General features: G+C 72.7%; 13 protein-coding genes. 7 read left to right on the plus strand and 6 right to left on the minus strand.

The window, feature by feature from the left end:
* Positions 1–11 precede the first annotated feature (11 nt).
* Together O2W16_RS18575 and glyA are read right to left on the minus strand one after the other, a co-directional pair.
* Positions 12–1,244, minus strand: coding sequence for a sarcosine oxidase subunit beta family protein (locus O2W16_RS18575; protein WP_269160309.1), 1,233 nt, complete (start codon positions 1,242–1,244; stop codon positions 12–14).
* Positions 1,241–2,584, minus strand: coding sequence for a serine hydroxymethyltransferase (gene glyA, locus O2W16_RS18580; protein WP_269160310.1), 1,344 nt, complete (start codon positions 2,582–2,584; stop codon positions 1,241–1,243). The genes O2W16_RS18575 and glyA overlap by 4 nt, the downstream gene beginning before the upstream one ends.
* Before the next feature lie 149 nt (positions 2,585–2,733).
* Between glyA and O2W16_RS18585 the strand changes: the two genes are divergently transcribed.
* Both O2W16_RS18585 and O2W16_RS18590 read left to right on the plus strand, forming a co-directional pair.
* Entirely contained in the window at positions 2,734–3,825 is a 1,092-nt protein-coding gene (locus O2W16_RS18585; RefSeq protein ID WP_269160311.1) for an S-(hydroxymethyl)mycothiol dehydrogenase, read from the plus strand.
* Positions 3,826–4,031: 206 nt separating this feature from the next.
* Positions 4,032–4,772, plus strand: a complete 741-nt coding sequence (locus tag O2W16_RS18590) for a methylenetetrahydrofolate reductase (RefSeq protein ID WP_269160312.1) — start codon at positions 4,032–4,034, stop codon at positions 4,770–4,772.
* 130 nt (positions 4,773–4,902) lie between these two features.
* On the opposite strand, the gene O2W16_RS18595 is transcribed toward O2W16_RS18590, so the two are convergent.
* Both O2W16_RS18595 and O2W16_RS18600 read right to left on the minus strand, forming a co-directional pair.
* On the minus strand, positions 4,903–6,024 hold the full coding sequence (locus O2W16_RS18595; protein WP_269160313.1) for an aromatic ring-hydroxylating oxygenase subunit alpha: 1,122 nt from the start codon (positions 6,022–6,024) through the stop codon (positions 4,903–4,905).
* Between the two features lie 266 nt (positions 6,025–6,290).
* On the minus strand, positions 6,291–7,091 hold the full coding sequence (locus O2W16_RS18600; protein ID WP_269160314.1) for an IclR family transcriptional regulator: 801 nt from the start codon (positions 7,089–7,091) through the stop codon (positions 6,291–6,293).
* Positions 7,092–7,221: 130 nt separating this feature from the next.
* Here O2W16_RS18600 and O2W16_RS18605 point away from each other — a divergent pair, with 130 nt between their 5' ends.
* On the plus strand, positions 7,222–7,542 hold the full coding sequence (locus O2W16_RS18605; RefSeq protein ID WP_269160315.1) for a bifunctional 3-phenylpropionate/cinnamic acid dioxygenase ferredoxin subunit: 321 nt from the start codon (positions 7,222–7,224) through the stop codon (positions 7,540–7,542).
* Entirely contained in the window at positions 7,539–8,711 is a 1,173-nt protein-coding gene (locus tag O2W16_RS18610; protein ID WP_269160316.1) for an NAD(P)/FAD-dependent oxidoreductase, read from the plus strand. Before O2W16_RS18605 ends, O2W16_RS18610 begins: the two co-directional genes overlap by 4 nt.
* A 377-nt stretch (positions 8,712–9,088) precedes the next feature.
* Here O2W16_RS18610 and O2W16_RS18615 read toward each other — a convergent pair whose 3' ends face one another.
* Positions 9,089–10,933, minus strand: coding sequence for a BCCT family transporter (locus tag O2W16_RS18615; protein WP_269160317.1), 1,845 nt, complete (start codon positions 10,931–10,933; stop codon positions 9,089–9,091).
* A gap of 300 nt (positions 10,934–11,233) precedes the next feature.
* The gene (locus O2W16_RS18620) at positions 11,234–12,466 is read right to left on the minus strand and encodes a PucR family transcriptional regulator (RefSeq protein WP_269160318.1); all 1,233 of its coding nucleotides are present in this window, start codon (positions 12,464–12,466) and stop codon (positions 11,234–11,236) included.
* Between the two features lie 110 nt (positions 12,467–12,576).
* Here O2W16_RS18620 and O2W16_RS18625 point away from each other — a divergent pair, with 110 nt between their 5' ends.
* The 3 genes from O2W16_RS18625 to O2W16_RS18635 are packed head-to-tail and all read left to right on the plus strand — an operon-like array spanning position 12,577 to position 15,844.
* Positions 12,577–14,070 (plus strand): flavin-containing monooxygenase, encoded by a 1,494-nt coding sequence (locus O2W16_RS18625; protein WP_269160319.1) that lies wholly within the window; start codon positions 12,577–12,579, stop codon positions 14,068–14,070.
* The gene (locus O2W16_RS18630) at positions 14,067–15,005 is read left to right on the plus strand and encodes an alpha/beta fold hydrolase (RefSeq protein ID WP_269160320.1); all 939 of its coding nucleotides are present in this window, start codon (positions 14,067–14,069) and stop codon (positions 15,003–15,005) included. The genes O2W16_RS18625 and O2W16_RS18630 overlap by 4 nt, the downstream gene beginning before the upstream one ends.
* On the plus strand, positions 15,002–15,844 hold the full coding sequence (locus O2W16_RS18635) for an SDR family NAD(P)-dependent oxidoreductase (RefSeq protein ID WP_269160321.1): 843 nt from the start codon (positions 15,002–15,004) through the stop codon (positions 15,842–15,844). The genes O2W16_RS18630 and O2W16_RS18635 overlap by 4 nt, the downstream gene beginning before the upstream one ends.
* The last annotated feature ends 9 nt before the right edge of the window (positions 15,845–15,853 follow it).

The following is a 15,853-nucleotide window of genomic DNA, read 5'->3' on the forward strand; positions in this document are numbered from 1 at the left end:
CGGTGGGCCGGTCAGTGGGCGACGGCGGCGGCGCCGTGCTCGTCGACGAGCGCGCCGGTGACGAAGCGGTCGAGGGTGAAGGGCGCGATGTGGGGGTGCGGCTCGTCGTGGGCGATGGTGTGCGCCAGGGCCGAGCCGATGCCGGGAGTGGCCTTGAACCCGCCGGTGCCCCAGCCGCAGTTGAGGTAGACGTTGTCGTAGGGGGTCCGGCCCACGATCGGCGAGGCATCGGGGCTGGTGTCGACGATGCCGCCCCAGGTGCGCAGCAGGTGAGCGCGGGCGAACACCGGGAAGAGCTCGACGGCGGCGGCCATCTGGCGCTCGATGACGTGGAAGGCGCCGCGCTGCCCGTAGCCGTTGTAGGAGTCGACCCCGGCGCCCATGACCAGCTCGCCCTTGTGCGCCTGGGAGACGTACACGTGCACGGCGTTGGACATGACCACCGTCGGGTGCACCGGCTCGAGCAGCTCGGAGACCAGGGCCTGCAGCGGGTGGCTCTGCACCGGCACGCGGATGCCGAGCATGTCGGTGAGCACCGACGTGTGGCCGGCTGCGCAGAGCGCGACCTTCCCGGCCGCGATGTCGCCGCGGGTGGTCCGCACCCCGGTCACCCGGTCGCCGTCGGTGGTGAAGCCGGTGACCTCGCAGTCCTGGATCAGGTCGATCCCGGCCTCGTCGGCGCGGCGGGCGAAGCCCCAGGCCACGTAGTCGTGCTTGGCGATGCCCGCGCGCGGCTGGTACGTCGCCCCCAGGACCGGGTAGCGGATGTCGGTCGAGGTGTTGACGATCGGGCAGACCTTGCGGACCTCGTCCGGCTCCAGCCACTCCGCGTCGACGCCGTTGAGCTTGTTGGCCTCGACCCGCCGCACGCTGTCGCGGACGTCCTGCAGCGTGTGGGCCAGGTTGAGCACCCCGCGCTGGCTGAACAGGATCGGGTAGCCGAGGTCCTCCTCCAGGCCCTCCCACAGCTGGAGGGCGTGCTCGTAGATGGCCGAGCTCTCGTCCCACAGGTAGTTGGACCGGATGATCGTGGTGTTGCGGGCCATGTTGCCGCCGCCCAGCCACCCCTTCTCCAGGACGGCGACGTTCGTGATCCCGTGGTCCTTGGCCAGGTAGTGCGCGGTGGCCAGGCCGTGGCCGCCGCCACCGATGACCACCACGTCGTAGCTGCGCTTCGGCTCCGGGTCACGCCAGAGGAAGTCAGGGTGCTCCGGCAGGTCCGCGCCGGGGGTGCGGGGGCTCATCGACGGACCTCCGTCAGGTCGGGGTACAGGGGGTGGTCCTCGGCGAGACGGGCGACCCTGGCCCGGAGCCCGGCGAGCTGCTGGGCGTCCACGGCCGGCCGCAGCGCGGCGGCGATCACGTCGGCCACCTCGGCGAAGGCGTCGACGCCGAACCCGCGCGCCGCCAGCGCCGGGGTCCCGATCCGGACGCCGGAGCTGACCATCGGCGGGCGGGGGTCGAAGGGCACCGCGTTGCGGTTGACGGTGATCCCGATGGAGTGCAGCCGGTCCTCGGCCTGCCGGCCGTCCAGGGCCGACTCCCGCAGGTCCACCAGGACCAGGTGCACGTCGGTGCCGCCACTGACCACGTCGATGCCCGCCTCGCGGGAGTCGGTGGTCAGCAGCCGGTCCGCCAGGATCCGGGCGCCGGCGAGGGTGCGCTCCTGGCGTTCGCGGAAGGCAGGCTCCCCGGCCAGCTTGAAGGCCACCGCCTTGGCCGCGATCACGTGCTCCAGGGGGCCGCCCTGCTGGCCGGGGAAGACCGCGGAGTTGAGCTTCTTCCCCAGGTCGGCCGTGGCCAGGATGACCCCGCCCCGCGGCCCGCCCAGGGTCTTGTGGGTGGTCGAGGTGACGACGTGCGCGAACGGCACCGGGGACGGGTGCAGCCCGGCGGCCACGAGCCCGGCGAAGTGCGCCATGTCCACCATCAGGTGGGCCCCGACCTCGTCGGCGATCCGGCGGAACTCGGCGAAGTCCAGGTGGCGGGGGTAGGCCGACCAGCCGGCCACGATGAGCTTGGGCCGCCGCTCCCGCGCCAGCTCCGCCACCTCGGCCATGTCGACCCGGTGGTCCGCACGGCCCACGTGGTAGGCCGCGACGTCGTAGAGCTTGCCGGAGAAGTTGAGCTTCATCCCGTGGGTCAGGTGCCCCCCGTGGGCCAGGTCCAGGCCCAGGATCGTGTCGCCGGGCTCCAGCAGCGCGGACATCACCGCGGCGTTGGCCTGCGCACCCGAGTGCGGCTGCACGTTGGCGTACTCGGCGCCGAACAGCGCCTTCAGCCGGTCGATGGCCAGCTGCTCCACGACGTCGACGTGCTCGCAGCCGCCGTAGTACCGCCGGCCCGGGTAGCCCTCGGCGTACTTGTTCGTCAGCACCGACCCCTGGGCCTGCATCACGGCCACCGGAGCGAAGTTCTCGCTGGCGATCATCTCCAGCGTGTCCTGCTGCCGGGCCAGCTCAGCCGAGATCGCGCGGTGCACCTCCGGATCGGTCTCGGCCAGGGACCGGTCCAGCACGCGGTCGGGAACGATCGGGGCCTGTGGTGCTGCGCCGACCTGGGCGACGTCGACCTGGGCGACCATGCCGCAGTCCCTTCTGTCATGGATCAGATCCGAGGACTGGTATATCAGTCGTCTAACACCGTAGAGTCAGCGCTCGACAGGGTCAAGGGGTGCTGGGGAAGCGATCGCCGGCGTCCGGTCCCACACCTGCAGAGAGGACGTCCACTGCCATGGCCTACGAGGTGAAGGGCGTCGTCGCCCGCAGCAAGGGCGCCCCGGTGACCGTCGAGACGATCCTCGTCCCCGACCCGGGCCCGGGTGAGGCCGTCGTCGACGTGCAGGCCTGCGGCGTCTGCGCCACCGACCTGCACTACCGCGAGGGCGGCATCAGCGACGACTTCCCGTTCCTGCTGGGGCACGAGGCGGCCGGGCTCGTCTCCGCGATCGGTGACGGCGTCACGAACGTGGCCGTGGGTGACTACGTCGTCCTCAACTGGCGGGCGGTCTGCGGTCGCTGCCGCGCCTGCCTGCGGGGCGAACCGCAGTACTGCTTCGACACGCACAACGCCGCGCAGAAGATGACGCTGACCGACGGCACCGTGCTCTCCCCCGCTCTGGGCATCGGCGCGTTCGTGGAGAAGACGTTGGTCCACTCCGGGCAGTGCACCAAGATCGACCCCGAGGCCCCGGCCACTGCCGCGGGGCTGCTCGGCTGCGGGGTGATGGCCGGCGCGGGAGCGGCGATGAACACCGGCGCCGTGCGTCGCGGGGAGTCGGTGGCGGTGTTCGGCTGCGGCGGTGTGGGGGACGCGGCCATCGCCGGTGCGAAGCTGGCCGGTGCGACGACGATCGTCGCCGTCGACGTGGAGGACCGGAAGCTCGAGTGGGCCCGGAGGTTCGGCGCCACCCACACGGTCAACTCACGCGAGACGGACCCGGTGGCGGCGATCAAGGCCCTCACCGGCGGCTTCGGCGTGGACGTGGCGATCGACGCGGTCGGCCACCCGCAGGTGTTCGACCAGGCCTTCTACGCCCGCGACCTGGCCGGCCGGCTGGTCATGGTCGGCGTGCCGACCCCCGACATGCGGATCGAGCTGCCGGCGATCGACGTCTTCGGCCGCGGCGGTGCCATCAAGCCCTCCTGGTACGGCGGCTGCCTGCCCAGCCGCGACTTCCCGCTGCTGATCGACCTGTACCTCCAGGGCCGATTCCCGCTGGACGAGTTCGTCAGCGAGGCCGTCGGGCTGGACGACGTGGAAGAGGCCTTCGACAACCTGCGCCGGGGCGAGGTGCTGCGCTCGGTCGTGGTGCTGGACAAGTGACCCCTCGCTTCCACCAGGTCGTCGACGGCCGGCGGGTGACCGCTCCGCCGGGACCGAGGCCTCCGGGCTCGGCCGCCCGTCGGCCCCCGCGGAGGAGACCGTGGGCTGCCGCGATCGAAGCGGCGCTGCGGGGGGCCAGCTACGAGGTCCTGCCGCTCCGGCACGCGGAGGAGACGGTCGTCGGGCACGTCCCGCACGACGTGCCCGTGACGATCACGACGACCGAGGCCAAGGGGCTGACGCCGACCATCGAGCTGGCCGCCCGGCTGTCGGGGCACGGGTTCGACGCGACGCCGCACCTGGCCGCGAGACTGGTCCGGGACCAGTCGCAGCTGTCCGACATCGTGGCTCGCCTCCGGGACGCCGGCGTGGACAGCGTGTTCGTCATCGGAGGCGACGCCGCCGAGCCCGCGGGGGTGTTCCCCGACGCGCTCTCCCTGCTCGACGGTCTCGAGGCCGGCGGCCACCACTTCCGGCGGGTAGGGATCGGCGGCCATCCCGAGGGCCACGGTTCGATCAGCGGGGAGTTGATCGAACGCGCCCTGGAGCGGAAGGCGCCGTACGCCACCCAGGTCATCACCCAGATGTGCTTCTCCGCCGCGACGACCACCGCCTGGGCGCGGCAGGTCAAGTTGCGGGGGGTCGAGCTGCCGATCCGGATCGGGCTTCCCGGTGCCGTCACGCGCCAGAAGCTGGTGCGCATCTCCGCCGGCCTCGGGCTCGGGCAGTCGGCGCGCTTCCTGTCGAAGCAGCACAGCGTGCTCCGGCGCTTCTTCCTGCCCCACGGCTACCGACCGGACCGACTGGTCGAACAGCTAGCACCCGCACTCGGGGCGCGGGACAACGGCCTGCAGGGCTTCCATCTGTTCACGTTCAACGAGGTGGCCCGGACGGAGGCGTGGCGGCAGGCGTGGCTGGCTCGCCTGACCGACGACGACTCGAGCTGACGACGTCCACCGACCGGTCTGCCCGGCCGCACGTCCAGCTGCCGTTCGCCGCCGCGGACGGGCGCCGGGGCCACCGAGACGTGCTGCGGGGCCAGGAGGCGTCCCCCCGGCCCCGCAGCGTCGTGCCGGCTCAGCGCGAGATGCGCTGCATCAGCCACTCGTGGAAGGCCCCGATGTGGTGCTCGGAGGGCACCAGCACGCCGCCGTTGGCGTAGGCCCGGGAGGACATGGCGGGCTGGGTCCGCTCGCAGGCGGCGAAGTCCTGCTCGTTGACCCGGTGGAACAGCTCCACCGACCGCGCCACGTCCTTGCCCGACTCGACCACCTCGTGCGAGTAGAGCCAGTCGCACTCCACGATCGTCCGGTCGGCCGAGATCGGGTACATGCGGTGGAAGATGACGTGATCCGGCACCAGGTTGACGAAGACGGTCGGCCGGACGGTGATGGCGTAGTAGCGACGGTCCTGCTCGTCGTCGACACCCGGAAGCTTGCCGAAGCCCTCGCTGCCGTCGACGGTGAAGCCCTTGACGTCGTCCCCGAACTCCGCGCCGTGCCCGACGAAGAACTGCGCCGCGTAGCCGTCGGCGAACTCCGGGAGCACCTCGGTGAGCTCCGGGTGGATCGTCGCGCAGTGGTAGCACTCCATGAAGTTCTCGATGATGAGCTTCCAGTTCGCCTGCACGTCGTAGGTGATCCGGCGCCCCACCGCCAGCGAGTCGAGCTGGTAGCTGTCGATCACCTCCACGGACCCGAGCCGCTCGACGATCGCACCCACGACGTCGTCCTCGAAGGACGGCGGCTCCTTGGCCAGGCACAGCCACGCATAACCCAGCCACTCGCGCAGCGCCACCGACACCAGCCCGTAGCCGACCCGGTCGATGTCGGGCATCTTCGTCAGGTTCGGGGCGGCGACCAGCTTGCCCTCGAGGTCGTAGGTCCACGCGTGGTACGGGCACTGGAAGGCCCGCTTCACCTGGCCGGACTCCTCCGTGCAGATCTGCGCACCGCGGTGCCGGCAGATGTTCAGGAACGCCCGCAGCTGCCCGTCCCGGCTGCGGACCACGAGCACGCTTTCCCTGCCCACCTGGACCTTCTTGAAGGAGCCGGGCGTGGGCAGGTCACCCGAACGCACGGCACAGAACCACATGTCCTCGAAGACGTGGGACTGCTCCAGGGAGAAGATGGCCGGATCCGTGTAGTACTGGCCCGGCAGCGTGGGGATGAGGCTCGCGGGGAGGTCGGTGGTGGTCATTCGACACCTCAGGGGTTCCGTCGGGCGAGGAGGAGGGACGCGCCGGAAGTCGCACGGCGCAGCGCCGGCGCAGGACCACGGCCGTCTTCCGTCAGCACGCTCGCGACGACCGATGTGTTGCACATTACTGAGCGAGTCGCGCAGCGCGCAACAGTTGCGCTGCCCGGCGGTCTCCTCGCACCGTGTGCACCGATCGCACGCCGGCCTCCCGGCGACCCCTCCCTGCCCGGGTCAGCCCTCCAGACCCCGAGAGCTCTCCTGCGGGGTCAGCTCCCCAGGCCGTAGAAGCCCAGCCTCCTGCTGAGCTCACCGGCGGCGACCACCACGCACTGAGCGAGTCGCTCGAAGTCGTCGGCGGCCACGCGGAACGACGGACCGGAGACGCTGAGCGCGGCGACGATGTCCCCATCGGGCCCCCGGACGGGCGCGGCGACGGCGTTGAGGCCGACCTCGAACTCCTCGACGGTGGAGGCCCACCCCTGCTCCACGATCTGGTCGAGGTGCTGTTGCAGCTTCTCGGGATCGGTGAGCGTGCCAGGGGCGAAGCTCTGCAGGTCCCGGGACAGCACCTCCTTGCGGACGGCGTCGGCCGCGTGGGCCAGGAGCACCTTGCCGCTCGACGTGGCGTGCAGGGGGGTCCCCTGCCCCACCCAGTTGTGCGTGCTCAGCGCGCCCGGCCCGCGGACCTGGCTGACGTTCACCGCTCGGTCGCCGTCCAGCATGGCGATGTTGACGGTCTCCTCGAGGTCGGCGGCCAACATCTCGCAGACCGGCCGCCCTTCCCGGGCGATGTCCAGCTGCGCGGCGGCGGCGCCGGCCAGGCGGACGATGCCGAAACCCAGCCGGTACTTGCCCCGATCTGCCAGTTGTTCGACGAACCCCCGGCTCTCCAGCGCTGCGACCAGCCGGAAGGCCGTGGACTTGTGCACCCCGAGCTCGGCGGCCATCTCCGTGACGCCGGCCTCGCCCTGCGCCGCCAGGATCTCCAGAACGCTCAGCGCCCGGTCGACGGACTGGACGACGGCGACCGGGCCTCGTTCTGCATTGTCACTCCGCGGCTCAGCCATGGGCTCAGCGTAGGTCGCGCTTCGCCAGCCCCTCTCGGTCACGTCTTGACGATGCCGTGAAGCACCGTCATGCTGTTGCGCTATCGGCTGGCAGTTGCTTACTACGCAACGAATCGCGCCTGGAGTGCCCATGATCCCGGTCTGTCCCACGACCGCACTGCCCCCCGGCGAGGCGACCCGCATCGAGGCCGACGAGCCCATCGCGGTCTTCAACGTCGACGGCGACTTCTACGCCATCGACGACACCTGCACGCACCAGGACGCCTCGCTGGCCGACGGCTGGCTGGACGGCTGCGCCGTGGAGTGCCCACTGCACGCCTCGTGCTTCGACCTGCGCACCGGGAAGGTGTCCGGCCCACCGGCGAAGACGCCGGTCCGCACGCACCGGGTGCTCGTCCAGGACGGCATGGTCTACGTGCTGCGGGGACACGCCGAGGACGGTGCCGCATGAGCCGCACGGTCGCCGTGGTGGGCGCCTCCCTGGCCGGCCTCTCGGCTGCACGCGCGCTGCGGGAGCAGTCCTACGACGGTCGCATCGTGCTCATCGGCGACGAGGTGCACCCGCCCTACGACCGCCCACCCCTGTCCAAGGAGTTCCTGGCCGGCTCGGCGTCGCTGGACGACATCCTCCTGGGTGCCCCCGACGACGCCGACCTCGACCTCGAGTGGCGGCTGCAGACCACGGCGATCGGGCTGGACCACCTCAGCCGATCGGTGCTGCTCGCCGACGGCAGCGAGGTCCGGGCCGACGGCGTCGTGCTGGCCACGGGGGCCCGCGCCCGGCTCCTGCCCGGCAGCGAGGGGCTCGGCGGGGTGCACGTGCTGCGCTGCCTGGACGACGCGAACGCCCTGCGCGCGGACCTCGCCACCGCCGAACGACTCGTGGTGATCGGCGGCGGCTTCATCGGAGCGGAGGTCGCCTCCACGGCCCGCACCCTCGGGCTGGAGGTCACCGTCGTCGAGTCGCAGCCGGTGCCGCTCGCGGGCCCGCTGGGGGCCGAGATGGGCACGGTCTGCGCCGAGTTGCACGCCGCACACGGCACCCGCCTGCTGACCGGCACCGGGGTCGCCGGCCTGGTCGGCACCGACCGGGTCGAGGCCGTCGAGCTGACCGACGGCACCCGCCTGCCCGCCGACGTGGTCGTCGTGGGGATCGGCGCAGCACCCAACATCGAGTGGCTGGCCCGCTCGGGCGTGGCCCTCGGCAACGGGGTGCTGACCGACGCACGCGGGGCCACGAACATCCCGGGCGTCGTCGCGGTCGGCGACTGCGCTGCGACCTGGTCGGTCGCTGCGGAGCGCCACGTGCGCATCGAGCACTGGGCCAACGCGCTCGAGCAACCGGCCACCGCGGTTGCCACGTTGCTCGGCACCGGCGCGCCGGCGCCGACGCCGGTGCCCTACTTCTGGTCCGACCAGTACGGCGCCCGCATCCAGTTCGCGGGGTCGCGCCGCCAGGGCGACGACGTGCGCGTCCTCGAGGGGAGCTGCGCGGATCACAGCTTCCTCGTGGTCTACGAACGCGACGGGCAGCCCGTGGCCGTCCTCGCGATGAACCAGCCCCGCCTCTTCACCCGCTGGCGTCGCCAGCTGCGCACGGCCGTTCCCGCCGGGTCCTGACCTCTCACCACCCCCGATCGGGGCTCGCCCGATCACCCGAGAGACCAGCCGCCGGGTCGCTCGCAGCGCACGCGCGCCGGCGGGTCGGGACATCCGTGACCGCGGCGGTGGCCCGGTCCAGTCCCGGATCGGGCCGCGAGGTCGCGCATCACGCCGTCATCCTCGGACAGGCTTGATTCCGTCACTGTTGCAACAGGACCCCGGTGCACTCCGCCGCTCCCGGGTGCACTCCCCCACCCCAGGCAGCTCGCGGGTGGCCCCCTCACCGGAGCCGACCCCTCGGGCTCCGGAGCGGCTCCTCGACACGGCGCCTCCCCGACACCGGAGCAACACGTGGCCGCTCCGGTGCCGGGGCCCGCACCCGCCGGCCCGAACTGCTAGTCGCGCGGATCCAGCGGACGGCCGACGGGCGCCGCCGCGGGCTGGCTCTGCGCAGCACCGGGCGCGCTCGCGTCCGACACGACGGTGCCGTCCGCGCGGACCACCAGCCGGCCGCCCGTCTCCGGGTCCGGTGCGCCGGACGGCGTCGGCGCGGGTGCAGCCGCCTGTGCACCGGACGGCCGGGCGGGTTCCACCGAGAGGACGAAGTCAGCGCCGTGGCGGCTGATGCCGTCGACGACGGCCTGCTCGATCGCCGAGGTGGCGTAGCTGCCGCGCAGCATGAGGGGATCGCGCCGCAGGTCCTTGACGAGGCTCACCGCCATGGCCGCCATGACGAGCGCGAACGGCAGGGCCGCGATGATCGTCAGGTTCTGCAGCCCCGTGAGGGCTGCGCCGTCCTCGCCCAGCAGCAGCATGATCGCCGCCACGGAACCCATGACGATGCCCCAGAAGACGACGACCGGACGGCTCGGCTCCAGGGTGCCGCGCTGGGAGAGCGACCCCATGACGATCGAGGCCGCGTCCGCACCGGACACGAAGAAGATCGCCACGAGGACCATCACCAGCACGGTCGCCGCGGTGGCCAGGGGGTACTGCTCCAGGACGGCGAACAGCTGCCCCTCCGTGGTGCCCTGGCCGGCGACGTCGACACCGTCGCGCTGAGCGGCGATCCCGGCCCCGCCGAAGACGACGAACCACAGCAGGCTGACCATGCTGGGCACCAGGAGCACGCCCGTGACGAACTGACGGATCGTGCGCCCCCGGCTGATCCGGGCGATGAACAACCCGACGAACGGCGTCCAGCTGATCCACCAGGCCCAGTAGAAGACCGTCCAGCCGCGCAGCCAGTCGGCCATCGGGTCCCCGCCGGTGGCTTCCGTCCGTGCGGCCATGGCGCCGAGGTCGGAGACGTAGCTGCCCACCGCATCGGGGATCAGGTTCAGGATGAAGACCGTGGGGCCGAACACGAAGACGAACACCGCCAGGATCAGCGCCAGGACCATGTTGGTGTTGGCCAGCCACTGGATCCCGCGGGCGATGCCGGAGACGGCCGAGGCGACGAAGGCGGCGGTCAGGACGGCGATGATCGCGACCAGGAGGCCGTTGCCGAGGTCCCCGGCCCAGCCGAGGATCTCGAACCCGCTGCCGATCTGCAGGGCACCGAGGCCGAGGGAGGCCGCCGACCCGAACAGCGTGGCGAAGATGGCCAGGACGTCGATGGCGCGGCCGGTCGGGCCGGCCGCCCTCCGCTCACCGAGCAGTGGGATGAACGCGGAGCTGATCAGCTGACGACGCCCGCGGCGGAAGGTCCCGTACGCGATGGCCAGCCCGACGACGGCGTACATCGCCCAAGGGTGCAGGGTCCAGTGGAACAGCGTGGTCGCCATCGCCGTCTCGATCGCCATCTCCGTCTCGCCCTCGGTCGTGAACGGCGGCGGGGCGACGTAGTGCGACAGTGGCTCGGCGACGCCGTAGAACATCAGCCCGATGCCCATGCCGGCGCTGAACATCATCGCGACCCACGAGATGGTGCGGAACTCCGGCCGCTCGCCGTCGCGGCCCAGCGGGATCCGCCCGAACCTCCCGGCCGCCAGCCAGATGACGAAGACCACGAGTGCCGACGCCAGCAGCACGAAGAGCCAGCCGAGGTTCCCGGTGACCCAGCCGAGGACCGAACCGCTCACGGTGCCCAGTCCCGTGGGGGTCACGAAGCCCCAGGCCACGAAGCCCAGCGCCATGGCCGCCGCGATGGCGAACAGGACCCGGTCCACGGCCCAGTGCCGGTCGGCGACACAGGGCGGCGGCTCCGCGATGGCCGGGTGGACCCCGGTCACGGTCACGTCTGCGACGTGGACGGCGGGGTCCTCCCCCGCTGTCCCGGTGGCGTCACCGCCGGACACCGGTTCAGCCCCGGCGGCCTCCGACCGGCCCCGTCGGCGGGAAGGCGAGGCTTCCCCGTCGCGCATCTCGTCCATGACACTCCCCATTTCGTGTTGCGCCATCCGAAACGGACTGCGCATGAGGAAACCAGAGGGGGGATCGGTGAACAAGAGAAAATGTGATGCTCTGCACATCCCAGGAGCGGTGAGCCCGTCCCGACCTCGGCGTGACGGAGCGACGGGCCAGGACCCGCCGACCGGTCAGGGCCCGTCGCCGCGCCAGCGCAGCACCTCCAGCGCGGCGGCGACGGCGATCGTGTTCTCCGCCAGTGGCCGCGGCAGGAGCTGCTCGGCCCGGGCCAGCCGGCGGAGCACCGTGTTGCGGTGGGTGAACAGCAACGTCGCCGCCCGGGTGGCGTTGCCGAGCTCGCGGACGTAGACGCGCACCGTGTCGCGGGTGTCCGCATCCGCCCCCAGCAGGCCACCGAGGGTGTCGGTGAGGAACTCCTCGACCCGGTCGGGAGCGCTGGTGAGCAGCGCCACCAGCTGCACGTCCTCGTAGCGGGCGACCTGCTGGGTCGAGGTGAGCCGGTCGAGCATCTGCTGGGTGGTGACCGCGTCCAGGTGACTGCGCCGGAACCCCTCGACGTCGACCCCCGGCCGCCCCACGGCCACCCGGACGTCGGGGGCGCCGGCCAGCCCGGCGGCCACCGCGTCCACCTCGGGCGCGCGACCGATCGGCAGCCACACCCAGAGCGCGGCCGCACCGGCCACCACGGTCAACCGCCGGGCGGCACCACCGGCCCGCATGGCCGCCTCCGCCGCGGCCTCCAGCTGGTCGGAACCGGCGCCGGCGGCCTCGCTCCAGACGACGACGGCGGTGTGCGGCCCGGTGAGGCCGTAGCCCAGCTGCGCCTCGGCCCGGGCCCGGGACAGCGGCGCACCCTCCAGCAGCAGCGACACCGTGGCCCGGCGCTCGGCGTGCGCGCCGCGGGTCAGCTCGGCGCGCTCGGCGGCCATCCGGGCGGACACCGCCGCCACGGTGTCGTCGATGAACGTGCTGATCGACCGCGCCGACACGTCCAGCAGCTCACGCAGCTCGGCGGTGTCCGCGGTGAGCCGGAAGCAGATCTCCATCCACCGGCGCCAGGCGACCGCCTGGGCCGTGCGGTACGCGTCCAGGCCCCGGTGGTCCAGCCCGCGCCGGACCAGGTCCCGGGCACCCTCCAGCACCTCGGGCCCCAGGTCCACCGGCACCCGCTCCCCGGGGCGCTCCACGTTGGCCGCCGCCCAGCGCAGCAGGTTGGCGCGGTTGGCCCGCCTGGCCCCCTCGGCGAGCACCGGGTCCTCGGCGACCGGGCGCATCCCGGACCCGCTCAACGCCGCCGTGTGCATCTCGGCGACCCACTCGGCCCGCGGGTCCAGGGCGAGCTCGGCACCGCGCCGGAAGAGCTCCCGGACAGTCGGCGACGGGGTGGTCCACTCGGAGGTCACCGGTTCATCGTGCACCGTCTCACCTCGACAACGGTGCTGATCGTGCTGGCGGAACGCCCTTCCGTCGCAGAGAGTCGAGACAGCGCCGTCCCTGCTGACCTGGAGCGACCATGAGCACCCCGACCCCCGTCGAGCACCTCGACGTCCTGATCGTGGGCGCCGGCCTCTCCGGCATCGGCGCCGCGTACTACCTGCAGCGCGACCACCCGCAGCGCAGCTTCGCGCTGCTGGAGGCCCGTGGCGCCACCGGCGGCACCTGGGACCTGTTCCGGTACCCGGGCATCCGCTCGGACTCCGACCTGCACACCTTCGGCTACGAGTTCGCGCCGTGGCGGGACCCGCAGTCCATCGCCGGCGCCGACCGGATCCTCGACTACCTGCGCAGCACCGCCGCGGAGCACGGCATCGACGGCCACGTGCGCTTCCACTCCCGGGTGGTCGCCGCGTCGTGGTCCTCGGAGCAGGCGCGGTGGACCGTCGAGGTGGAGCGCACCGACACCGGCGAGCGGACCGCGCTCACCTGTGGCTGGCTGTTCGTCGCCGGCGGCTACTACCGCTACGACGAGGGCTTCACCCCGCACTTCGAGGGGCGCGAGCGGTTCGGCGGCCAGCTCGTGCACCCGCAGCACTGGCCCGAGGACCTGGACACCGCGGGCAAGCGCGTCGTCGTCATCGGCAGCGGGGCCACCGCGGTCACCCTCGTCCCGGCGCTGGCCGAGACGGCGGCGTCCGTCACCATGCTGCAGCGCACGCCGAGCTACGTCATGCCGGTGCCGGCCGAGGACAAGCTGGCCAACCGGCTGCGCCGGGTGCTGGGCGAGGAGCGTGCCCACCCGCTGATCCGCCGCAAGAACATCGCCAAGGGCCGGCTGGTCTGGCAGTTCTGCCAGCGGCACCCGGAGCGGGCCCGGAAGCTGATCCGCTGGGTCAACGCCAAGCAGCTGCCCGCGGGCTATCCGGTCGACGAGCACTTCAACCCGCCGTACGGCCCGTGGGACCAGCGCCTGTGCGCCGTGCCGGACGGCGACCTGTTCCGCGCGATCCGCGAGGACCGCGCCGAGGTCGTCACCGACCGGATCGTCACCTTCACCGAGACCGGGGTGCTGCTGGCGTCGGGCCGGGAGCTGCCGGCCGACGTGATCGTCACCGCCACCGGGCTGAACCTGCAGGCCTTCGGCGGCGTGCAGTTCACCGTCGACGGCCGCGAGGTGCAGCTGCCCGAGACCGTCGCCTACAAGGGGATGATGCTGTCCGGCGTACCGAACCTCGCCTTCGCGGTCGGCTACACCAACAGCTCCTGGACGCTGAAGATCGGGCTGCTCTGCGAGCACTTCACCCGGCTGCTGAGCCACCTGGACGCGCACGGGTACGACAGCGTCCGCCCCGAGCCCCGCGACCCGGAGATGCCCACCCGGCCGTTCCTGGACTTCGCGGCCGGATACGTCCAGCGGGCGGTGCACCAGCTGCCGCGCCAGGGTGACCGGATGCCGTGGCTGACCTCGATGGACTACCGGTCCGACGTCAAGCTGCTCCGGGCCGACAGCGTCGTCGACCCGGAGCTCCTCTTCTCCCGCTCCAGCGACGCCGCGCGGGCAGCCGCGTGAGCGCCGCGGACCTGGACCGGTTCGTCGACCTGCCCGCCGGCCCGCGGCTGTGCTACCGCACCGACGGCCCGGACGACGGGGTGCCCCTGCTGCTCATCGCCGGCCTCGGCCTGGACCTCACCTCGTGGCCGCAGCGGATGGTCGAGGGGTTCACCGGTCACGGCTTCCGCGTCATCCGCCTGGACAACCGGGACATCGGCCGGTCCAGCTCGACCGGCACCCGATCTCCAGGTCGGCTGCGCCAGCTGCTGGCCCGGCCCCGGCCGGACGCCTACGACCTCGCGGACATGGCGGCGGACACCCACGGGCTGCTGGAGCACCTGGCGGTCGACCGGGTCCACCTGGTCGGGATGTCGATGGGCGGCATGATCGCCCAGACGCTCGCCGCGCGGCACCCGGACCGGGTCGCCAGCCTGACGTCGATCTTCTCCACCACCGGGAGCCGGCGGATCGGGCAGCCGGCCCGCTCCACGCTGGTGCGGCTGGCCCAGGCGCCGGCGCGCACGGTCGAGGAGTCGGTCGAGCGCCACCTCTCCCTGCTGCGGCACATCGGCTCCCCGACCGCCCTGCCCGACGACGACCTCGAGCGGGCGTGGGCACTGGGGCTGTGGGAACGGGGCGGCGGCGTGCGCGCCCGGGCCGGTGTGCCGCGGCAGATCAGCGCGATCCAGGCCTCCGGCGACCGGACGGCGGAGCTGCGGCGGATCACCGCCCCCACCCTCGTGGTGCACGGGTCGGCCGACCGGATGGTGCACCCGAGCGGTGGCCGGGCGACGGCGGCCGCCGTCCCCGGCGCCCGGTTCGTCGAGCTCCCCGACCTGGGCCACCACCTGGCCCCCGGCGTCGTCGACCAGCTCGTCGACCTCACCACCGACCTCGCCCGCAGCACCGGCGCCCCGCTGGCGCCGCTGGCACCGACAGGAGATCCCCGATGAGCAGCGTGCAGGGCAAGGTGGCCGTCGTCACCGGCGCCGGGTCGGGCATCGGCCGGCAGCTGGCCCTCGAGCTGGCCCGGCGCGGTGCCCGGGTGGCGGTGTCCGACGTGGACGGGGACCGGGCGGCCGAGACCGCGGCCCGCGCGCGGGCACTGGGTGCGGAGGTGCACAGCGCGGTCCTCGACGTCGCCGACCGCGCCGCCGTGCTGGCCCACGCGGCCACGGTGGCCGACCACTTCGGGGTGGTGCACCAGGTCTACAACAACGCCGGGGTCGCCGGCGGGGGCACGGTGCTGGACAGCGACTGGGCCGACTACGACCGGATCCTGGGCATCAACCTCTTCGGCGTCCTGCACGGCACCAAGGCGTTCCTCCCCCACCTCATCGCCTCCGGGGACGGGCACGTGGTCAACCTGTCCAGCCTCAACGGGGTCATGGGCCAGGCCTCGCTCAACGCCTACAGCGCGAGCAAGTTCGCCGTCCGCGGGTTCACCGAGTCCCTGCGCAGCGAGATGCTGCTGGCCGGGCACCCGGTGCAGGTCACCGTCGTCCACCCCGGTGGTGTGCGCACCGGCATCTCGGCGGCGGCGCTGGAGCACACCCGGCAGCACGGGACGGTCACGCCGGAGGACGAGGCGCGGGCGCGGATGTACGAGGAGAAGCTGCTGCGGATGCCCGCCGAGCAGGCGGCCCGGATCATCGTCGACGGCGTGGAGGCCGGCCGGTCCCGGGTGCTGGTCGGCAAGGACGCGAAGGTCGTCGACCTGCTGGTGCGGCTGCTCCCCGCCACCTACCCGCGGCTGGCCGCCCTCCTCCAGCGGCGGGCACTCCGCGGCTGACCCGGGAGC

This window comes from Modestobacter sp. VKM Ac-2984, from assembly GCF_026967985.1.
In the GTDB taxonomy this organism is placed as follows: domain Bacteria; phylum Actinomycetota; class Actinomycetes; order Mycobacteriales; family Geodermatophilaceae; genus Modestobacter.